The 21,511-nt window shown below is 46.0% G+C and carries 20 protein-coding genes and 1 tRNA gene; 17 read left to right on the forward strand and 4 right to left on the reverse strand.

Annotation, left to right across the window (positions count from 1 at the left end; genetic code table 11):
* Window positions 1-16: 16 nt before the first annotated feature.
* The 4 genes from NWE95_01440 to NWE95_01455 all read left to right on the forward strand — a co-directional run bounded on the left by NWE95_01440 (window position 17) and on the right by NWE95_01455 (window position 3,223).
* On the forward strand, window positions 17-1,315 hold the full coding sequence (locus NWE95_01440) for an O-acetylhomoserine aminocarboxypropyltransferase/cysteine synthase (GenBank protein MCW4002566.1): 1,299 nt from the start codon (window positions 17-19) through the stop codon (window positions 1,313-1,315).
* An 8-nt stretch (window positions 1,316-1,323) separates the two neighbouring features.
* Window positions 1,324-2,466 (forward strand): homoserine O-acetyltransferase, encoded by a 1,143-nt coding sequence (locus tag NWE95_01445; protein ID MCW4002567.1) that lies wholly within the window; start codon window positions 1,324-1,326, stop codon window positions 2,464-2,466.
* On the forward strand, window positions 2,463-3,050 hold the full coding sequence (gene metW, locus NWE95_01450; protein MCW4002568.1) for a methionine biosynthesis protein MetW: 588 nt from the start codon (window positions 2,463-2,465) through the stop codon (window positions 3,048-3,050). The genes NWE95_01445 and metW overlap by 4 nt, the downstream gene beginning before the upstream one ends.
* A gap of 85 nt (window positions 3,051-3,135) precedes the next feature.
* A tRNA-Leu gene (locus tag NWE95_01455) sits at window positions 3,136-3,223 on the forward strand.
* A 196-nt stretch (window positions 3,224-3,419) separates the two neighbouring features.
* Here NWE95_01455 and NWE95_01460 read toward each other — a convergent pair.
* Both NWE95_01460 and NWE95_01465 read right to left on the reverse strand, forming a co-directional pair.
* Complete coding sequence (locus tag NWE95_01460) at window positions 3,420-4,406, reverse strand: MBL fold metallo-hydrolase (GenBank protein MCW4002569.1); 987 nt, start codon at window positions 4,404-4,406, stop codon at window positions 3,420-3,422.
* Window positions 4,407-4,418: 12 nt separating this feature from the next.
* Entirely contained in the window at window positions 4,419-4,988 is a 570-nt protein-coding gene (locus NWE95_01465; GenBank protein MCW4002570.1) for an Lrp/AsnC family transcriptional regulator, read from the reverse strand.
* A gap of 91 nt (window positions 4,989-5,079) precedes the next feature.
* Between NWE95_01465 and NWE95_01470 the strand changes: the two genes are divergently transcribed.
* The 13 genes from NWE95_01470 to NWE95_01530 all read left to right on the forward strand — a co-directional run bounded on the left by NWE95_01470 (window position 5,080) and on the right by NWE95_01530 (window position 20,222).
* A complete protein-coding gene (locus NWE95_01470; protein ID MCW4002571.1) occupies window positions 5,080-5,466 on the forward strand; it encodes a NifB/NifX family molybdenum-iron cluster-binding protein in 387 nt (128 codons plus the stop codon).
* A gap of 39 nt (window positions 5,467-5,505) precedes the next feature.
* A complete protein-coding gene (locus NWE95_01475; GenBank protein MCW4002572.1) occupies window positions 5,506-6,042 on the forward strand; it encodes a flavodoxin domain-containing protein in 537 nt (178 codons plus the stop codon).
* Between the two features lie 70 nt (window positions 6,043-6,112).
* A complete protein-coding gene (locus NWE95_01480) occupies window positions 6,113-6,877 on the forward strand; it encodes an AAA family ATPase (protein MCW4002573.1) in 765 nt (254 codons plus the stop codon).
* A 135-nt stretch (window positions 6,878-7,012) separates the two neighbouring features.
* Window positions 7,013-9,361 (forward strand): CO dehydrogenase/acetyl-CoA synthase complex subunit alpha, encoded by a 2,349-nt coding sequence (gene cdhA, locus NWE95_01485; GenBank protein ID MCW4002574.1) that lies wholly within the window; start codon window positions 7,013-7,015, stop codon window positions 9,359-9,361.
* Window positions 9,362-9,367: 6 nt separating this feature from the next.
* A complete protein-coding gene (gene cdhB / locus NWE95_01490) occupies window positions 9,368-9,910 on the forward strand; it encodes a CO dehydrogenase/acetyl-CoA synthase complex subunit epsilon (protein ID MCW4002575.1) in 543 nt (180 codons plus the stop codon).
* Window positions 9,911-9,919: 9 nt separating this feature from the next.
* Complete coding sequence (gene cdhC, locus NWE95_01495) at window positions 9,920-11,320, forward strand: CO dehydrogenase/CO-methylating acetyl-CoA synthase complex subunit beta (protein MCW4002576.1); 1,401 nt, start codon at window positions 9,920-9,922, stop codon at window positions 11,318-11,320.
* Between the two features lie 5 nt (window positions 11,321-11,325).
* Window positions 11,326-12,552, forward strand: a complete 1,227-nt coding sequence (gene cdhD, locus NWE95_01500; GenBank protein MCW4002577.1) for a CO dehydrogenase/acetyl-CoA synthase subunit delta — start codon at window positions 11,326-11,328, stop codon at window positions 12,550-12,552.
* Between the two features lie 17 nt (window positions 12,553-12,569).
* Complete coding sequence (acsC, locus tag NWE95_01505) at window positions 12,570-13,994, forward strand: acetyl-CoA decarbonylase/synthase complex subunit gamma (protein MCW4002578.1); 1,425 nt, start codon at window positions 12,570-12,572, stop codon at window positions 13,992-13,994.
* A gap of 523 nt (window positions 13,995-14,517) precedes the next feature.
* Entirely contained in the window at window positions 14,518-15,849 is a 1,332-nt protein-coding gene (locus tag NWE95_01510; GenBank protein MCW4002579.1) for an amidophosphoribosyltransferase, read from the forward strand.
* Between the two features lie 54 nt (window positions 15,850-15,903).
* Window positions 15,904-17,319: a hypothetical protein gene (locus tag NWE95_01515; protein MCW4002580.1), complete on the forward strand. Its 1,416-nt coding sequence runs from the start codon at window positions 15,904-15,906 to the stop codon at window positions 17,317-17,319.
* Entirely contained in the window at window positions 17,307-18,398 is a 1,092-nt protein-coding gene (locus NWE95_01520) for an HAD hydrolase family protein (protein MCW4002581.1), read from the forward strand. Before NWE95_01515 ends, NWE95_01520 begins: the two co-directional genes overlap by 13 nt.
* 1 nt (window position 18,399) lies before the next feature.
* Window positions 18,400-19,302 carry a formylmethanofuran--tetrahydromethanopterin N-formyltransferase gene (locus NWE95_01525; GenBank protein ID MCW4002582.1) on the forward strand — a complete coding sequence of 301 codons (903 nt, stop codon included), beginning with the start codon at window positions 18,400-18,402 and terminating at the stop codon, window positions 19,300-19,302.
* Window positions 19,302-20,222: a carbohydrate kinase family protein gene (locus NWE95_01530; GenBank protein MCW4002583.1), complete on the forward strand. Its 921-nt coding sequence runs from the start codon at window positions 19,302-19,304 to the stop codon at window positions 20,220-20,222. Before NWE95_01525 ends, NWE95_01530 begins: the two co-directional genes overlap by 1 nt.
* 381 nt (window positions 20,223-20,603) lie before the next feature.
* Here NWE95_01530 and NWE95_01535 read toward each other — a convergent pair whose 3' ends face one another.
* Both NWE95_01535 and NWE95_01540 read right to left on the reverse strand, forming a co-directional pair.
* The gene (locus tag NWE95_01535; GenBank protein MCW4002584.1) at window positions 20,604-21,011 is read right to left on the reverse strand and encodes a type II toxin-antitoxin system VapC family toxin; all 408 of its coding nucleotides are present in this window, start codon (window positions 21,009-21,011) and stop codon (window positions 20,604-20,606) included.
* The gene (locus NWE95_01540; GenBank protein MCW4002585.1) at window positions 21,008-21,241 is read right to left on the reverse strand and encodes a hypothetical protein; all 234 of its coding nucleotides are present in this window, start codon (window positions 21,239-21,241) and stop codon (window positions 21,008-21,010) included. The genes NWE95_01535 and NWE95_01540 overlap by 4 nt, the downstream gene beginning before the upstream one ends.
* Window positions 21,242-21,511 lie beyond the last annotated feature (270 nt).

Consider the following 21,511-nt stretch of genomic DNA (forward strand, 5'->3'; position numbering starts at 1 on the left):
AAGAGGCACCAAAAAAATGACAAATCGATTAGAAACAATCGCCGTCCACGCGGGACAAGAAAAACCCGACTCCGCGACAGGCGCAAGGGCTGTTCCAATCTACCAGACAGCCTCATACGTGTTTAAGAACACTGAGCATGCGGCAAACCTTTTCGCGCTCAAAGAATTAGGAAACATTTACACTCGGATGATGAACCCTACCGTTGAGGTTTTCGAGAAACGAGTTGCAGCAATCGAGGGCGGGACTGCGGCATTAGCCGTGGCATCAGGGCAAGCGGCAATTTCATTGGCGTTATTAACGATTACACAAGTTGGTGACGAAATAGTTTCCGCCAACAACCTATACGGCGGCACGTATGAACTCTTCCACTACACCTTCCCCAAGTTTGGCCGAAAAGTAGTCTTCGTTGATTCCTCCAAGCCTGAGGAATTCAAGAAAGCCATAACCCCAAAAACAAAAGCAATCTACGCTGAAACCATCGGCAACCCCAAACTTGACATACCTGACTTCGAAGCCATAGCTAAAATTGCGCACGATGCAGGGATTCCCTTCATAGTCGATAACACAGTCGGTGTCGGCTTAATCGCGCCCATCGAACACGGCGCAGACATAACGGTTCTTTCAGCCACGAAATACATCGGCGGTCACGGCTCAAGCATAGGCGGAGTCATCGTTGACGGCGGCAAGTTCAAATGGAACAACGGCAAATTCCCAGAATTCACCGAACCCGACCCAAGCTACCACGGCATAAAATACTGGGAAGCCTTCGGCAACTTTCCAGGACTTGGCAATGTTGCTTTTGCATTCAAAGCTCGAGTGCAACTTCTACGAGATGTGGGACCAGCCTTAAGCCCCTTCAATGCTTTTCTATTCATACAGGGACTGGAAACTCTTCCGCTTAGGCAGAGAAAGCACTCAGAGAACGCGCTGAAAGTCGCTAGCTTTCTAAAACAGCACCCGCTGGTTACTTGGGTAAACTATCCTGGATTAGAAGACCATCAAAGCTACAAGATTGCAGAGAAATATCTCAAAGGTAACTACGGCGGTATCGTCGGCTTCGGAATAAAGGGCGGCTTAAAAAACGGCAAACGTCTCATCGAATCCGTCAAACTCTTCTCGCACTTAGCCAACATCGGAGATACAAAAAGCCTAATCATTCACCCAGCATCAACCACGCATCAGCAGTTGACACCGCAAGAGCAGGTAGCCACAGGCGTAACTGAAGACTACATTCGGCTGTCAGTAGGTATCGAAGATGCGGAAGATATCATCGAAGACCTCGACCAAGCGCTAAAAGCAGCGGTTAAACCCTAAACAACTTTTTGGAGGCAACAAAACTAACCACAAAAATAGAAAACACGCAAATTCAACATTACACTTTCGCTTATCCACCTGACGAGTTAACCTTAGAATCAGGCGAACAACTAGGCCCAATCACGCTTGCATACGAAACCTACGGCGAACTAAACGCAGACAAATCTAACGCTATCCTCGTTTTGCACGCGCTAAGTGGTGACGCCCATGCGGCAAGCGAAGGCGGATGGTGGAGCAACTTAATCGGCGAAGGCAAAGCCATCGATACCAACAAGTACTTTGTCATGTGCAGTAATGTGCTAGGCGGTTGTAAGGGTTCCACAGGTCCCTCTTCTATCAACCCAGAAACTGGCAAACCTTACGGAATTGATTTTCCCTTAATCACAATCGGAGATATCGTGAATGCACAACGCCGCCTAATTGACCACTTGGACATCAAGAAGCTCTTTGCAGTCATCGGCGGTTCCATGGGAGGCATGCAAGTTTTGCAATGGATGGTTTCTTACCCGAATAGGATTCGCTCAGCCATTCCGATTGCCACAGCAATGAAGCACACGCCCCAGCAAATCGCATTCAATGAGGTTGGGCGGCAAGCGGTTATGGCTGATCCTGACTGGCGAAGCGGCAACTACTATGACCGTAGCATCCCAGCCAAAGGCTTAGCGATTGCAAGAATGATAGGCCATATTACGTATATGAGCGATGTTTCGATGGCTGAGAAATTCGGGCGCAAATTCCGCTCAGACAGGGCGCCGTTCAAGTTCGGTGCAGATTTCGAGGTAGAGGGTTACTTGCGTTATCGTGGTGATAACTTTGTTAAGCGTTTCGATGCAAACAGTTACCTCTACATAACAAAAGCCATAGACTACTTCAATATCCTAAACGGTCACAGCCTAAACAGCATCTTTAGGGGTTTACGAGCAAAGGTGATGGTGGTTGCTTTCAAGTCGGATTGGCTTTACCCAGCTTATCAATCGCAAGAAATCGTGAAAGCATGCAAGCTGGCAGGTGTTGATGCAAGCTACTGTGAAATAAACTCCACATATGGTCACGATGCGTTCCTATTAGAGACAGAACAGGAAGGTCAACTTATCCAAAGTTTCCTAAAAAGCGTTAATAATGGAAAACAGCAAGGAGATGAAAGTGCATGAAGGTTGAATACGAAAAATTTGCTGAATGGATTCCAAACGGTGCTTCAGTGCTGGACCTATGTTGCGGCGATGGAGACCTCTTAGCTTTCCTTATCCGCCAAAAACAAGTGCGGGCGCAAGGCGTAGAACTAAGCGAGCAAGCCATCCTTCGCTGTGTTGCGGAGGGTTTGAGCGTGTTTCAACAGGACGTTGACACGGGGCTCTCCGAGTACGCTGATAACTCTTTTGATTATGTTATTTTAAACCAGACGCTCCAACAGGTCAAAAAGCCCGATTTTGCCCTCCAAGAAGCCCTCCGCGTCGGAAAGAAAACCATTGTGGGCATCCCCAACTTTGCACACTACAAAGCCCGAGCAAGCATTTTCTTTTGGGGGCGAGTTCCGGTCACGGCGGCGTTGCCGTTTGAGTGGTATGACACACCGAACCTTCATTTCCTGAGTCTTACCGACTTTGTGGACTATTGCAAAAAGAAAGACATAACAATCGAGGGCTCATTCTTTAAGACCGATAATCGGCAAGTCAAGTTTTTGCCAAATTTGCTTGCGGAATTCGGCTACTTTTTACTAACCAAAAACAGCCCTTAAGTGCTTGTTTAAAAGTTGACCGTGAAATTTTTTATGGTAAAGCCTTTAAATGGGCTACATGTTTCTATATTTCCGCGCACGCCGAGCGGAGGTCGCCCAGCATGGCCAAAGGCGTAGGACTGAGGCTCCTATCCCGCAGGGGTTCGTGGGTTCAAATCCCACCCTCCGCACCAGTGCTTTGTTTTTCTGGTAGTTGTTATGTGTGACCCTCTTCCCATTTACAACAACAGTGGCGGGTTGTTTGAATGGTTGTGTTTTGGTTTTTGGGTTTGGTTTGAGCTTTGGGTTGATTGTGTGCGTTTTACATTCAGCAGGGCGGAAAACTATGCGTTTTTCTTTTGTTTTCTGAGGCGCTCTGCTTGGTGATGGTTATAGCGAATAGCTGTTGCCAACGCTGTTCCAAACAAAAGCCTTGGGCAATGCTTCTGCGATGGCAAACATGCCTCTCCACCCAGTACAATGCATCGGCGCAACAAGTTCAGGACTTATTTTTTGGAACTCTTTAACTGTTGGCTCGATTGCTTTTGCGTTTTCTTTGCCGGCAAGGTGAAAACCGCCCATAACCGCATAAACATCGCTGACACCTGTGATTTTTTGGGCGTACCTTACTGTGTTAATTATTCCTGCATGCGCACAACCAGAAAGAACGACTAAGCCTTTTCCTCTAACATTAACTATTATTGCACGGTCATCTAGAATCAACGGGTCTGGTTGCCAAGCACCGTTTCTTAAAACTCTGTGCCGCAGTGGACCTTTTTCAAAGCTTGTCTCTCGCGGAATCTCGCCTGTTACACATACTTTATCGTGAGCTATCAAAGAGGGTTGTTTTGTGCTGATGATGTGTGCTGGGCTGAGTTCTGTTCTTGTTGGGAATTCTGAGTATTTTCTAATTGACCCGTCAGAGGTTTCACTTCCCCTGATTTCAAACATGTTATCGTGGACAATTATTGGCAGCCCGTTTTTGCCCACGGCTTTGACGATTGATAATAATCCTCCGAAATGGTCATAGTGCCCGTGAGATAAGACAATACACTCAGCTTCTTTTAGGTTAAGTCCCATTCGCCTTGCGTTTTCAACGGCAACGTCAGGGCTCCCTCCGGTGTCAAACAAGATAGTTTCTGATTTTGCTCCGCAGAAAACTCGGATAAGCATTGAGAAACCATGTTCAGCAAGCGGAAATTGCTTGTGCACATTTAGCCCTTCTTGGCCGTGGCGTTCTTTTGCCCATTGCCCAAAAGGCTTAACCTGCTTATGAGTTATAGTTGATAGAAAGTCGACACAGTTATCCACTAAACTGATTACTTCTACGCCGTCAATTTCTTTGGGTACGCCGCCGTTTTGCTTGATTTCTCTCAAGTTTTTTCCTCCTTATAGAGAGCCTTTGTATTGGCTTGTGGTTGGGCATCCTACGCATTTTTGAGTTTCAAATCGGTTGCACGGGTCACATTCAACGTTGCAAGGCGTGACTTTTTTTTCTTTGTGGGCTAGGTTTTCTCTTATCTGAAGGAACGGTGAAAAGTATGTTTCGCTCACGGGATAAAACTCTGAGCGGCGAATACCCCTACTGCATCGAAGGGAACATTTCTCCATGGATATGCTCTCTAGGGTTTCTTGAGTTTCCGCAATGACAAGCGCTATTAGATTGTAACCGCCCACTGTCTTGAAAATCTGAACCACTCTAGGACACTGTTCAAATCTGTTGAGTAGTTCCTGCATTGCCTCAGCGCTTTCCATTTCAAGCATAACTATCGCAGGGTGAAGTTTAAGGGCGCCGGGGTTTACTAAAGCAGAGACTTTGATGACTCCTTTTTTTATGAGTCGTTCTAGTCTTTTCTTTGTTCCCATGCTTGTGAAGCCTGTGATTTTTGCTAAATCTTCAAGGGTTGTTCTTCCGTCAGCTTGAAGTTGGCTGATTATTTTTCGGTCAACATCATCCATTATTTCACATTCTTTAGTTTACTTTCTAAACATAAAGTATTAATATGGTTTACGGATTAAACAATGCGCAATAATACAGAAAGGTGATATTATGACAAAAATAGTTGCAATCCCAGTTGAAGATGCCTCTGGTTTAGAGGCAAAAGTGGCACAGCATTTTGGTCAAGCACCTTACTTTGCCTCAGTAAAATTAAACGAGCAAGGGCAAATTGTAAACGTTGAAAGCCATAGAAACACTGGTGAACACATGGGAGGAACAGGGCATCCGCACGAGAACCTGCTATCTCTTAAACCAAATGTAATAATTGCGTACGCAATGGGTCCTGGCGGCCTGGCAAGTTTCAAAAACGCAGGAACTATGGTGCTTAAAGCGGAGGGAAAAACGGTCAAAGAAGTGATTGATAATTTCAATAGTGGTAAACTGCAAGAGTTGACTGGTGGTTGTCCACATGCGCATGAGCATCATCACTCACATTAAATAGAAGAGACCTGGTTTGAAGTAATTGGGTTTCAAGAAATGAAAACTGCGTTGATAATCTACTGGTCAAAAACAGGTAACACAGAGAAAGTTGCCAACGCCATAAAGCAAGGCTTAGAAGAAGCAAACCTGCAAGTAACGGTCAAGAAACCTGAGGAAGCAGAGGCGCTGGATTACTTTGATTACGATTTAGTCTGCGTAGGTTGTCCCTCGTATTCTTGGCATCCGCCTGAACCGATGACTAATTTTCTGAAGAAAAAATTTGCTGAGTACCGAGCAAACGGAAAAATCAAGCCTTCAGCCCCAAAGGTTCAGGGAAAGAACGCTTTAGTCTTCGTGACTTATTCAGGACCGCATACAGGAATCGATGAGGCGACCCCCGTTGGCAAGGACATACGGCAATATTTTGAACACATAGGCTTTACTGTCCTTGACGAATGGTATGTTCTAAGCGAATTTCACGGCTCACTAGAGAACAGCACTTTAGGCAGATTAGGCGATATAAGGGGCAAACCAACTGCTGAGCAATTGCAAGTTATCAAAGATGATTCAAGACGTATCGGCAAAATCATCTAAACACACCACAGACAATATATGCGAGCTTTTGCTAAAGAAAACAGCAATAACGCTTTGAGGTTTAATTGATATGAAGATTCTTGTTACGATTGGTCGTGGTGGAACAGGAAAATCAAGCTTCACCGCTCTCATGGCAAAATGCTTCATTGAAGCTGGACACGCACCTTTACTTTTAGTTGACGCTGACCCAGACCAGAACCTAGCCGAAATGCTTGGAATAGACCTCAAAGAAGCAGGAAAATCCACCATCGCCGAACTTCTAGTTAGCACATTTATCGAGCAAGGCGGAACCACTGTGGGTGTTCCCCCCACCCAACGCATCGAAAGCCGCATTTGGGAAAAAGGACTCTACGAAAGCACAAACTTTGACTTTCTTGCAGTCGGCACCAAATGGGTTGAAGGTTGCTACTGCATGCCAAACTCCGCTCTCAAAGGGGCGCTAGAATCGTTAACTAAAAACTACAAGTACATTCTTGTTGACTCGCCAGCTGGGCTTGAGAATCTTAATCGAAGAATCACCTCAAATGTTGATGATGTTTTTGATATTCTCGACCACTCGAAAAAGTCAATGGATCATGTCAAGAGAGCTTACAAAATAGCTAAAGAAGTTGACATGAAATTCAAGAATTTTTACTTAATAGGCGGCTACCGTTTTCCAGCAGAACTCGGCAAAACAGCTGAGGCAGAATTGAAATTCAAGTATTTGGGCAAAATCGCCGCGGATGAGCAGTTGGATGATTATGTTTTGTCTGGAAAGTCCCTGCTTGACTTGCCAAAAGATAACCAAGCGTACCTTTCAGTGCAAAAAATCCTCAAAACTCTAGGCTATTTGTAGGCACACCTTTTTACATTATTTTTGGGAAAGCTTGCATTTCTATAGATAGAACGTGACTTTTGCCTAGAAAATCTGGAAAGGTTTAAAAAGATTGTAATGTAGCCTAGAGATAAACCTTTACAGAGGTTTTCCGATTTGACTACTAAAAACGTCCACGTAAAAGTTGATGAAATGAAGACCAACGCTGGTCTCATAAAAAATCTTGAATTATCCATAGGCAAAGTTATCAAAGACAATTATACTGAGCCAATGGGTCCAACCCCGAAGCCCTCCATAACCACCCTGCGAGATTGGGACATGAAACTCCTCAACAAGTACAAGCCCTTCTACATGCCCGACTGCGACTCTTGCTGTCTGTGTACTTTTGGAAAATGTGATTTGACAGCTGGAAAACGCGGAGCATGCGGCTTAGACATAGCAGCCCAATCTTCACGTATTGTTATGATTGCTTGCGCAATTGGAGCAGCATGCCACACAGCACACTCACGTCACCTAGTAAACCACTTAATTGAAAAATATGGCCGCAGATACCCCTTAGACGTCGGCGGTCTAAACGTGAAGGTTGAAGCACCAGTTAGTCGCCTTGTCACTGGTGTAAAGCCTGAAACACTCGGCGACTTGGATGATATTTTAACATATACAGAAGAAGAAATTACCCAGATTCTTGCAACTGCACACACAGGTCAAGAAGCCAGCCCATTAGACTTTGAATCCAAAGCATTCCACATCGGTATGGTTGACCACGTAGGCATGGAAGTAGGAGACATCGCGCAAATTTCCGTTTTTGGCTATCCAAAAGCAGACCCTGAAGCACCACTAGTTAAACTCGGCATCGGCAGCGTAGACCGAACAAAACCAGTTATCATGTGCATCGGTCACAACGTTGTTCCATCCGTTGGCATAATCGACTACGCAAAAGATACTAAAGTCGACGAGAAAATCGAAGTAGTCGGCTTATGTTGCACCGCTCATGACATGACACGATATTACAATCGTGCCAGAGTTGTCGGTCCAATCAGCTGGGAGCTAAGGTTTATCCGCGCTGGTCTGGCCGACGTGATAGTGTTAGATGAGCAATGTATCCGAACAGATGTTGCTGATGAAGCGGCAAAAGTTAATGCTCCAGTAATTGCGGCGTCAGAAAAGAACTGTGTCGGTTTTAAGAACCGTACAAATGACCCAGCAGACGAAATAGTTAATGACCTCGTAAGCGGCAAAGTCAAAGGCGTGCTAATTCTTGACCCAGAAAAAGTCGGCGAAGTCGCAGTCCGCGTAGCACAAAAAGTTGCTCCTATCCGCAAGAGAAAGAATGTTCTCCCAAGCATAGAGGAACTCATACAAATCGCAAAGACCTGCACGCAATGCAAGCAATGTCAACGCAACTGTCCACAGGACTACGCCATTCCAGCAGCCATGAAAGCGGCAGCAGCAGGTGACTTATCACTTTTAACCGACCTCTACGAGATGTGTATCGGGTGCGGAAGATGCGAAGAAGCATGCCCACAGAAAATCATGATACACAGCCTCATCGTTAAAGCAGGCGAAAAATCCATGGAATGCGAAGACAACCTGTGCCGCTCTGGCAGAGGCGCAGTCTCAGACGTTGAAATCCGCAATGTCGGTAGCCCAATCGTTCTCGGAGAAATTCCAGGCATCGTCGCCATAGTCGGTTGCAGTAACTATCCAAAAGGCGGCAAAGATGTCTACGACATCGCCCGCGAATTCGCCCTTAGACGATACATCGTTGCGCTCTCAGGTTGCTCAGCCATGTCCGCTGGCAGCTACCGCAACAGCGAAGGCAAAACCCTCTATGAAGAATTCCCAGGCGAATTCACCGCTGGAGGAGTCCTCAATGTCGGCTCATGCGTTGCAAACAGCCACATTGCAGGTGCAGCCATCAAAGTAGCAAACATCTTTGCAAAGCGTCCACTCAGAGGTAATTACGAAGAAATTGCAGACTACATCCACAACCGCCTTGGCGCAGTCGGCTTGGCTTGGGGTGCATACTCACAGAAAGCCGCCGCAATCGGCGCAGGATTCTGGCGCTTAGGCATACCCGTTCTCGTCGGTCCACACGGCAGCAAATATCGTCGCATGCTCCTTGGCAGAAAAGAAGACCCATCAAACTGGGAAGTTCTCGATGCACGTACAGGTAACAAAGTTAACGTTGGTCCAGCACCAGAACACCTTTTTAACGTAGTCGAAACCAAAGAAGAATGTATGGTTGCCATCGCAAAACTCTGCATCAGACCAAACGACACTTGGAAAGGACGCAGCATAAAACTAAGCCACTACGTAGACCTGAGCAAACGCTACTTAGGCGTCATGCCAAATGACCTGCACCTGTACGTGAGAACAATGGCTGATGTCCCAATGACTATGAAAGACGAATTCGTCAAGATACTGGAAGCAAACAACTGGAAAGAAACAGTAATTCCGGACCCGACCCTGCTTCCAAGAATGGTCCGAACAATGAAGGAGTGATATGACATGTCTTGTGAACCATGGCAATGTGCAGAAATAGCCACATCTAAAAAAGCAAACCCAATCCAAAAACCCGAGATAGCTGTAGCAATGATTAAAAAAGCTTCCCGCCCTCTCCTTATTGTGGGAAGCAACGTTACTGAACGTTGGATGGAAGGCAAACAAGCAATCGAATACATCATCGATTTGGCAAAGGCATCTAAAGTTCCAGTTGTCGCAACAGCTCACATGGTCGGCGAATTCCTCAAACGCGGATACGAACCAGCAGCATTCATGAATGCAATGGAAATCGGTCAACGCGTCGGTGACCCCTCATGGCAGGGGGTTGACGGTAAAGGTCACCCAGACCTTGTTATGATGGTTGGCATGCCCTATTACATGCAAGCGCTAATCCTTGCAGGGCTCAAACACTTTGCACCAGACCTCAAAACCATGACGCTTGACAACCTGTTTCATGTGCATGCAAGCTGGTCTTTCCCAAATGCCACACTTGAAGAGTGGGCAAACAATCTCAAAGTCATGACTTCAAAATTTGAAGGAGGACAATAAAAAATGTCAATGTTTAAAGATATCCCAGTTGAAGTTGGCGTAATCTTCGAAGGCGAACGCATCAGAAGAAACGACATGCAAGTAGAACTCGGCGGTCCAACAGTCAAAGAAAAGTTTGAACTCGCCAAAGTAAAACCCATGAACGAAATCGAAGACGGAAAAATCACCATAATTGGTCCAGACATTAAGGACATGAAAGAAGGCGGCGCTTACCCCCTCGGTATCCTCGTTGAAGCGGCAGGCGAAAAGCTTGACCAAGGACTCGAAGGAGTCATTGAAAGACGCATCCACGGCTACCTAAACTACATTGAGGGCTTTATGCACCTAAACCAACGCTATGACATCTGGATACGCTTGGGCAAAAAATCATTCCAAAAAGGATTAAACAGTTTTGAACCAATCGGCAAAGTACTCTACCGCCTATTCAAAACCGAATTACCAATCATCGAAAAAGTACAAATCACCTTCATAACCGACCCCGCAAAACTATCTGAACTCTACCCTGAAGCAGTACAAGCATACGAAGCACGCGATGCAAAAGCCAGAGGCCTCAAAGACGACGAAGTTGACAAATTCTACGGCTGTGCACTGTGCCAATCATTCGCACCAAGCCACGTCTGCGTCATCACACCACAACGATACAGCAACTGCGGAGCCATCAGCTGGTTTGACGGAAAAGCCTCAGCAAGTATAGACCCCAAAGGTCCAGTGTTTGCAATTGAACGCGGAGAACTCATAAACGCAGAAAAAGGCGAATTCAGCGGCGTTAACGAAATGGCAAAGAAACGCAGCATGGGCGAAGTCACCAAAGTCTGGCTCTACACAGCGTTTGATCACCCGCACACCTCCTGCGGATGCTTCGAAGCAGTAGCCTTCTACATCCCAGAAGTTGATGGATTAGGCGTAGTTCACAGAAGCTTCAAAGGCCAAACTGTAAACGGTCTACCCTTCAGCACACTAGCAGACTCAGCAGCAGGCGGACGACAGATCGACGGATTCCACGGAATGAGTATCGAATACATGCGAAGCAAGAAATTCTTCGCTGCAGACGGCGGATGGAACCGAGTTGTTTGGGTACCTAAAGAAGTCAAAGAAAAAGTCAAAGACTTCATCCCAGCAGAACTCGTTGACAAAGTAGCAACAGAAGAAGATGCGAAAACCGTGGATGAACTCAAAGCTTTCCTAAAGGCAAAGAATCACCCAGTTGTAGCAAGATGGACAGCAGAAGAGGCACCAGCAGAACAAGCTGAAGCAGTCCAAGTCACAGAAGAAGCAGCAGGCACCATGATGCCAGTTGCAACAGCTGGAACGTTGCCAATAATGGCTGGCGGATTCAAAATCATACTCAAAGACGCAAAAATCTACGCTAACAAAGTCATAATTCAAACCCTTGAAAAAGACAAACGGTGATTTTTTTGACTCACCATGACAAAGACAAAAAGAAAGACGATGAGGGGCTACAGCTAAGCAACGAGCTGATGGAAGCGCTCGCAAGATTCAAGAAAATCGAGCTTGAAGATTTCGAGATGGATGTCAAAGACTTAGAAATCATCTTTGAGCCCGGCATGGCAGGGCAAATCATGCCTAAACTCAAGCTTCCAGCAGCAGTAGCAGGCGGCAAACCCGTCAGCATGTTGCAAGCAGCTTTCCTGCCTCCAATCGAAACCTACCCCAACGCAATTACTGAAGTAAAACTTGGCGCAACCAAAAAAGAAGGCGGCACACGAGGGCGCACTCTAACCATAGGCGGAGAAGTTTCTCCCGCTTTCTACACTTTTGAAAAACCACTAACCCACAAACCAGTAGTCACCCTTGACGTTTTCGACATGGAAGTCCCATTAAGCAAAGCCGTTAAAATGCACGTTAAAGACGTGGTTGGCGACCCAGCAGCATGGGCAAAACTCGCAGTTGAAAAATTCGGCGCAGACATGGTTACAGTTCACTTAATCAGCATTGACCCCTTACTCAAAGATGCTAAGCCACAAGAAGCAGTCAAAACCGTGGAGAAAATTCTGCAAGCCGTTGACGTACCGCTCGTAATTGGCGGATGCGGTGACCCAGTTAAAGACGCAGATGTTTTCGAAGCAATCTGTGAAGCTTTCCCAGGCGAACGTTTCCTTATCAGTTCAGTTACACGTGACATGGATGTTGAACGCTGTGCTAAATTCATCAAAAAAGCAGGACACGCAGTGCTATCCTTTACTCCGATGGACCTGAACTTGGCACGTGAACTAAACAGGCGCCTATACGATTACCTCGGCAGGGAAGACATCGTTATGGACTTAACCACTGCAGCATTAGGCTACGGCTTAGACTACGCATTCACAAACATGGAACGCGCACGCTTAGGTGGCTTAATGGGCGACCTAGAATTGGCACACCCCATGTCTTCAGGCACAACGAACGCTTGGGCGGCCCGTGAAGCTTGGCTGAAAATGTCCGCTGAATGGGAACCACGCGAACTCAGAGGCCCACTTTGGGAAGTAACCACAGCCCTAACGCTTCTGCTTGCTGGCGTTGACTTATTCATGATGATGCACCCTGCAGCCGTCAAGACCCTAAAAGACGTAACTAACTACTTGACAAGCGGCAAAAAGGCTGACCCAGCCAAATATGCTGATTGGCTTAAGGTAAAAGCATAAAGGAGCATGGAAAAGAGATGAGCGAGAAAAAGAAAGCTGGACTAAAAGAACTAAGCCCCATAGACATCTACAAGCTTCTTCCAAAAATTAACTGTAAAGAATGCGGCGTAGACAACTGCATGGCTTTTGCCGCAAAAATTGTCAACCGCGAAATGACTGTTGACCAATGTCCGCCGCTTCTCAAAAAAGAAAATGAGAAATCATACGCTAAACTAAAAGAACTCTTAAAGCCAGCCGTCAAAGAAGTCATCGTCGGTGTTGGTGACAAAGCAAAGAAACTCGGCGGCAAACTTGTCATGTACCGCCACGAATTCACTTACACGAACCCCACAGCCATAGCAATCGATGTAAACGATGAAATGACAGAACAAGAAATTGTCTCCCGAGTACAAAAAACAGAGAACTTTAGCTTCGAATACATCGGCAACACACTAAAACTCGATATGGTAGCGGTAAGATGCACTTCAGAAGACGCTGACAAATTCAAGGCAGCCGTAAAGAAAGTTTCAGAAACAACCACCCTGCCAATGATATTGTGCACCACAAGCCCAGTAATTGCTGAAGCAGGCTTAATGGCAGCACCAAAAGCAAGACCACTCCTCTACGCAGCCAACACAACCAACTGGAAAGACATGGCAGAACTAGCCCTAATGTACAACTGCCCACTAGTTGCTTCTGCACCAAACGACCTAAACGCGCTTGTGTCTTTGGCAAAAACCCTGATGGCTTACGGCGTCTCAGACATCGTTTTAGACCCAGGCACATTCGTAGGCGACGGCTTGAGCGACACAATCAACAACTTTACTATGTTACGTCGAGCAGCCACAAAAGGCGGCGAAGAACTCGCAGGCTTACCCCTGATGGGTGTCCCGATGGTTGCTTGGGTAGACAAAGGCGACACAGCAGACGACCTCATAAAATGGCGAGAAGCCTACATCGCTTCAATGCTTGTAGTCCGATATGCTGACGTGCTTGTCATGCATAGTGACAGCGGATGGTCCCTGCTTCCTACAACCGTGCTTCGCCAAAACATCTACACTGATCCACGCAAACCAGTCGCAGTCGCACCAGGACTCAAGGTGTTCGGAACTCCGGATGAGAATTCACCAGTGTTCTTCACATCAAACTTTGCCCTGACCTACTATACAGTCGCCTCAGACATTGAAAGCAACAAACTAAACGCCTACCTAATTGTCGTCGAAACAGAAGGCTCAGCCATCGACAGCGGAGTCGCAGGACGCAAACTCACAGCTGAACGCGTAGCAGACGCAATCAAACAAAGCGGCATCGAAAGCAAAGTTAAGCACCGCAAAATCATCATCCCAGGCAAAGCTTCACGCATCAGCGGCGAAATCGAAGAACTCAGCGGTTGGAAAGTCCAAGTTGGACCACGCGACAGCAGCGAGATACCAAAGTATATCATAGAGAAATGGCAACCATAAATTAACCTCTTTCTTTTTTGTAAGCCTTTTATCGTTTTTGTTGCTAACAGTTTTTTTGTATAAAGCAAAAGCAGCGCTATGGTGTATAAGCGATAACTTGCCGTTCCCTTTTACTTACGGGGTGTAAGTTACTTACGGAATGTTAAGTTCGATGTTTTCCATGCCCCTATAAATTCTCAAACCCTTTTTAGGGCAGGATGCAGAAGGCCTGAACACTTCTTCGTTTTAAGAGCTAATTAGAGCCCTCCCCCTTTTTTCATCCTTTTCAAGCATATTTATGTTAAATCATCATGCTTTTTAATTAAATATGTACTAAAAGCTGATAAAGCAGTGTTTTCACTACATCAACATTGAGGTTTGAGAAGGGACCAATATAGGCTGCGGTATCTTTGGCGCAATAAACTTTGAACAACAACCTGTCTTTCCATATATTTACTGGGGGTTACGTGCTCAAAACCACCGAGGGCACCAATCACACGGCTTCCTCACATACAACAACAAACAATTCTTTGTTGAAAAAAAATTGGACCTAGTTCCACGACTAAAAAGCAAAGCCATACAGGAATGGTTCGCGCGTCTACCAGGCTCAATCGGAATCGGCAACGTCAGGTACACAACCTCAGGCAAATGCGACGACACATCCATACTGCAGGGAACTCAGCCAGTCACTGCCTCCTCAGACGGCATAAAACTCGCGCTCTCCTTCAACGGCAACATCGTCAACACTTTGCCGCTGAAAAAAGAAATGACCCAAAACTTCCCAGACTTCCTCTACAACTGCGACTCCGACATTGTGTGCCACAAAATGTTGCTCGCCTTAAAACAGGGCAAAGACTTAGCTTCTGCTGCACGCATAGTGATGGAAAGTTTAGACGGAGCTTTTTCAGTAACAGGCATAACAGGCGACGATGAATTTTTTGCTTTCAAAGACGCCCATGGAATAAAACCCCTCTGTGCTGGGCATGACCCGCAGGGGGCAACCTACGCTTTCTCCTCTGAAACCGTGAGCCTTGACATGAATGGGTTTGAGCGCGACTTCGAGCTCAAGCCAGGCGAACTCGTAACTGTTTCGCAAGACGGTTTCAAACGTATTCAAATCATCGAAAATCCCCGCGAAGCTTTTTGTGCTTTTGAATACGCTTATTTTGCCCGACCTGACTCAAGATTTAACGGTAAGTACGTTTATGAAATTCGAGAAGATTATGGACGAAATCTAGTCAAAGAGTACCCTGACGTGGTCAAGGAATGTGACATAATTTTATCGGTTCCTGAGACTGGGGATGACCCAGCCATGGGGGTACACGAAGCATCGGGTTTACGGTGGGAACGCGCCTCCCGGCGTCACCGTTACGTAACAGAACGAGCTTTCATACTGTTAAACATGGAGCGCTACTCTACTATTGATAAGAAAATTAACATTTTAGGCTCCAAAGTAAAAGGCAAAAACGTCATAGTGACTGAGGATAGCGTTGTCCGTGGAGACACAACAAAAGTTATAATCGAAAAGATGCGCAAGGCAGGTGCCAAAAAAGTCTACCTATTCGTCACTTTCCCTCGCATCATCGGACCATGCTTCTATGGTATTGACATGTCTACTTACGGGCAGCTTGTCGGCTCAAAACATTCGCCTGAAGAAATCGCCGAAATTATTGGTGCAGACGGCGTTTGTTATCAATCTGTCGAAGGGCTGGTTAGTGCTTCAGGTCAAACAAAAGACCAGCTTTGCTTAGCTTGCGTTACAGGTGAGTACCCGACGCCGTGTGCTCAAAAAATGGCTGACGCCATGAAGAAACGGTTCCTTGACGGCTATGAAGAAACAACCCGAATATACGAGTCCGAAGACGTTCAGCCGTAATTGCTATTAAGAGTTCCCTCACAAATAGTCTTTCAGTACAGGGTGTATCTTGGGATGGAAAAGATAGGTGTACTGCTGGTTTCTTACGGTGCAAGAGAAGTCGCCATGGCTGATGCACTTTTGAGAAGCAAAAACTATCAAGTTGAACTTTACGTCGCCGACAAGCAATGCAACCCTTTCAACGCAAAACACGCAACCAAACACTTTGTCACTCCAAGCCTAGACGTGACGGAAATTTGCAAGTTCGCAGAGCAAAATAAGGATAAACTTGATTTTGTCTTGGTCGGTTCAGAGAAACCTATCATCGAGGGCATCCGAGATTTAATCGAAAAAAAAGTTGGCATACCCGTTATCTGTCCAAAGAAAGAGTACGCCATCGAAGAGAGCAAGGTTGCCCAGCGCGTGCTTTTCGAAGAGATTGCGCCTGAAGCAAACCCGCGCTTCAAAGTTTTTCGTCCAGAAGATTACAAAACAGAAGCCGATGTAAAGGCGGCAGTTTATAAGTGGCTTGATGAGTTGGATAATCAAGCTGTGGTAAAGCCAGATAAGCCTGCTTTGGGAAAGGGTGTTGGGGTTTGGGGCGACCACTTCTCTACTCGTGAGCAACTCTTTGAACACTTCCTCTCCAACTTCAAATACAGCTCCGTAATCATAGAAGAAAAAATCGATGGTGAAGAGTCAAGTTGCATGGGCTTTTGCGATGGTAAACACTTCATCCCGCTTCCTGACACACGCGATTACAAACGCGCTTTTGTTGGCGATAAAGGACCCAACACTGGCGGCATGGGCTCCTATAAGGATGCCGTTGATTGGTTGCCTTTTTTGACTGAGTCAGACCGCGAGCGGGAACTTGCGTTGGTTGATAAGGTTTTCAAGGGTTGGAAAGCTAAAATCACTGACGATTCGGCTCTTCGTGGAGTTCCACTTTATCTCGCGTTTATGCACACTGGCAGGGGTATCAAGATTCTGGAAATTAACAGTAGACCCGGCGACCCAGAAATCATAAACCTTCTCCCACTCATAAAGGATGACTTTGTTGATGTGTGCCTCGATATGGTGGAGGGAATCTTGACTAAGGTTCGGCTGGATAAGTTTGCTACGGTTTTGACCTACAAGGTTCCGCCCGACTACGGTGGCTATGCTGATGTTCACCCAAAACTGGTTAACAAAGCCCATGTTAACACGCCTGTTGACCTCACTAAAGCAGAAGCATTAACTAAAAAATACGGAAGCAGAATCCGCATCTATCCGGGCTCTATGGAAATAAGAGATGGTAAGAACTATGCGCTCAAATCTCGAGCCGTCGGCGTCCTCGGTATTGGTGAAACGATTGAGGCGGCGCGTCAAATTAGTCAGGAAGGCGCTAAAGCCATTAAAGGCGGCGCTCTGTGGTATCGGACTGATGTTGCTGCAAAACATCATATAGCTAAAAGTATTAGTCATATGGAGAATTTAAGATGCAAAGCGTAAAGAAAATAGTTATTTCCGACTGTGAAGGGCCAATCTCAAAAAATGACAACGCGTATGAACTCTCAGTGCACTTCATCCCCAATGGAGACAAGTTGTTTGCTAACATAAGCAAGTATGATGATGTGTTGGCGGATGTTTTTCATAAACCCAACTATTCTGCGGGCAGTACTCTGCGCATGATTTTGCCTTTCTTTAAAGCGTATGATGTGACAGATAAGCAAATGGAAGATTTTTCTGCCCAAAACATTCTCTTAATCCCTAACACTCCAGTTACTCTTAATTATATACGGGCTAATGCTGAAGTCTTTATCGTTAGTACCAGCTACGAGCATTATATCAAGGCGCTCTGTAAGGCGCTCAACTTCCCGTATGAAAACACTTACTGCACAAAAGTAAGTCTAGACAAGTATGATGTAAGTCAAGAAGAGAAGGCGCGCCTCAAAGAGATAGCTCAAGAAATCGCAAAAATGCGTTTAATCGACATTCCCTCAGATGCGTTTGCGATGGCAGATTTCTCACAAGCAGATCAAGATGCAATTCGGCGTTTGGACGACATCTTTTGGAATGAAATTCCGAAAATGAGCGTTGGCAAACTACTTACTGATGTGGTTACTGTTGGCGGCGAACAAAAGGCTGAGGCGGTGCGTAACGCTGTAAAACGTTTAGGCACACGTATGTCTAATGTGATGTATGTTGGTGACAGCATAACTGACGTGGAAGCCTTCAAACTTGTCCGTGAAAGCGGCGGTTTAGCTGTCTCCTTCAACGGCAACGGTTATGCTGTACGGAACGCTGATGTTGCAGTGTTATCTGAAAGCAATCTGGTGACTGCGGCTGTCGCTGATTTGTTCTGCAGGTTAGGAAAAGAACCCGCTTTGAAAATTATCATGTTTTGGTGCAGAGCCGCTGTGAAGGAAAGCGGAGTAAATTCTGCTTTACTAAAAGACCTCTTTACAGTGTATCCTGGCGCGTTGCCCCGCGTTCAAATAGTTAACACTAAAAATATGGAAGCGCTCGTCAAAGAAAGCAGCGAATTTAGGGAAAAAGTTAGAGGAGTAGCCATAGGGCGGCTCGGGTAAATTGGACGAAAAAATCGAGGACACTTTTATTGAAGCCTTCGCTGGGATTTACTGCCGTGTAATTGTTACTGCTGACGATGTGGAAACGCTCTGCAAAGCCGCCTCGGATTCCACTGCCACTCCGTCTGTTGTTATTGGCAGGACTGAGGGTGGCGTAGAGAGATACCTGAGCGGAGATGAAACTCCTGATAAACGTGTGGGGGCAGTCTTGCAGTTCTGGGGAGAAATCAACCCCAAAAGAACATTCCAAGAATCTCTAAAAAAGTTTGAAACAGAACTCTCCTACCGCATCCGCCAAGACATCCTTGTAAAGCCGTTTACCGCGGTTTTTGATGCACTGCCAAACTCTGAGGGCAAGTTGGACATGATTGAGCGTGTGGGACACTGCGGCGATGGCTACGAGTGGGTTGAGCAGCGTTATGGCAGAGAAGTTATCGTTGTTCCCTTGATGGTTCCTGACTTTGTTATTGAGCGGTATGTGGGCTACTCGCGCGGCGTTATGGGCGGCAACTTTTGGGTCATGTGCAAAACCAAGCAAGCTCTAAGAGAAGCAGGCGAAAAAGCACTATCAGCAATTCATCATGTACGTGGTGTGGTCACGCCGTTTGATGTTTGCTCGGCAGGTTCCAAACCAGAGAGCCATTTCCCGCAGATTGGCCCAACGACCAACCACCTTTACTGCCCCTCGCTTAAGAAGCGCTTGGGCAAAGAATCAAAGGTTCCAGAAGGCGTGGGCTACATTGCCGAAATAGTGTACAACGGCGTCTCCTTGGATGCAGTTAAAGAAGCCACGAAGGCGGGAGTCCAAGCCGTTTTGGATGTTGATGGTGTCGTGAAAATTTCTGCTGGTAACTACGGCGGCAAACTAGGCGAGCACAAAATTCCCTTGCGGGAGCTGTTTTAATGACTCGCTTTGACGTCATCGGCTTTGGCGCATTAAACGTTGACACTCTACTCAAGGTTGACAAGATAGCAGGCGCTGAGGAAGAGAGCTTCATCAAAGATTACACTGAAGCGTGCGGTGGCTCAGCCGCAAACACTATGGTTGGGTTGGCAAGGCTTGGCTGTAAAGTTGGTTTCATCGGCAAAGTTGCCAATGACCGTGAAGGCAAAATGCAAATTGACTGCTTCAAAAAGGAAGGCGTGGACACAGGCGGTATAATCCAAGCCAAGAAGGGCACAAGTGGCAAGGTGCTTGGGTTTGTGGACCGCAAAGGTGCGCGGGCTCTGTACGTTAATTCTGGCGTAAACCAGTTCATTGAGCCACGGGAAATCAAGTGGGAATACGTTTCTCAGACGCAATACTTGCACCTATCTAGTTTTGTCGGTGAAAAATCGTTTCGCACTCAAAAGAAACTAGTGGGCAGCTTGCCCAGCAGCATCAAAATCAGCTTCGACCCAGGCTCAGTTTATGCTCAGAAGGGGTTTGCAGCCATAGAGCCGCTGATTAGAAGCTCCTTTGTTATGATGCCTAACGCTTTGGAGCTTCAACTCTTAACTGGAGAAAGCGAAGTGCCAAAGGGAGCCGCGGTGCTTCTTGATGCTGGCGTCAAAATAGTCGCTGTCAAACTTGGGGCAAAAGGCTGCTACGTCACTAACGAACAAGAAAAACAAACCATACCCGCCTTCAAAGTCCAAGTAATCGACACGACAGGGGCAGGTGACGCATTCAACGCAGGCTTCCTCTACGGATTACTACACGACAAAACCCTTGCCGAATGCGGTCGACTGGGGAATTTTGTGGCTTCCCGCTGTGTTATGAAGATGGGTGCCCGCGACGGCTTACCCTATGAAAAAGATTTAATTCAAAAAGGGCAATTTTAATGGATTTCCTGATTGGGTTTGTTCAACATAGTGGAACTTTTGTTTTATATGTAAACAAATTGGGCTGGTGTGTTGGATGTAACCGCCTTTTGTTGTCTGTGGCATTCAGCTAATCGGACTTGAGTTTTGTTTAGCAAAATTGTTTCAGGTATTTGTTGTATAGTGCCCTTGTTGATGGTTGTTAGACCGAATAGAACACGATAGTACCCCCGATACGGATTCAGTTGCCATTCCGTTCAACGATTCTTGTGGAGAAATAAGTAAAACGGTGCATACACTCACAATCACAACTTTGCGCACTCAACATGGAGCTATGTTGGGCGTGTGGAGAAAAACACTGGATTAAAATGGAGCTGATAGACAAAACATGGAGAAGGGCAGTTACTTGCAGTTTTGTTGAGCGTAATCTAGCGTTGAAGCCTTTATTGTCGGCGTTGTCTTTTTCATTAGGCGTGTATCCTCGGTTATGAGGTGCAAGTCTTTTTCTTTGGCAAGATAGGCGTATGCTGCATCGTAGAATGTGATTTTATTTTGGATTGCTGTGCACAAGATTTCTTCTTCACTGCCAGCTATGTCCAGCACGTTCATTATGGCTAGAGTGTGCTTGATTATTTTTGTCAATGCTTTTGCTTCTTGCTCTGAAATTTTTGCTTGCAGGGCACAGTCTTTCCAAATGATGTTTCCCAATTCGTACCTTGCCAGTTCCAACGTAAAGTTTCCCGTCAAGACCTCAATCTTGTTTTCTTTTATGGCTCTAAAAATCGCTGAGGCATCAAAGAGGCACTTCATCGGCTGTCACGGTCTTCTCTTATGCTTTTCACTGCATCTTGTAGGCTCATTTTTTCAAGGGTCGGCTTTAGCTTGTTTATTTCTTCTTTTAGCTCTTGGACTTCTCTTTTTTTCACTTCTTCCTCGAGGGCTTTCCGCAAAATTTTGGATGGCTTAATCTTGAGGCGCAAAATTTTCTCTTTGAGCTGCTTTGGAATTTTCGTGGAAACCGTGACAGATTCCTGCACCAATCTTTTCTCACCAAAAAGTAATACAAAAAAGTAAGATAAAAAAGTTGCCCCAAAAAACACAACTCAAAGACAGATGTGAAAAACAAAAACAAACCCGACATACACTCACAATCACAACCTGTCCGCTTCAACATTGAGTCATGTTGGAGTTGTGAAAGAAACCGCATATCCCACAACCTAACAGTCGCAGAAAACGGCTCCAAAAACAAAATACAGCCGCCCTCTCAAGCAGACTTGTGACAGGATTAAAACAAAATTTCTCACACAAAG

It is taken from the genome of Candidatus Bathyarchaeota archaeon (assembly GCA_026014725.1).
In the GTDB taxonomy this organism is placed as follows: domain Archaea; phylum Thermoproteota; class Bathyarchaeia; order Bathyarchaeales; family Bathycorpusculaceae; genus Bathycorpusculum.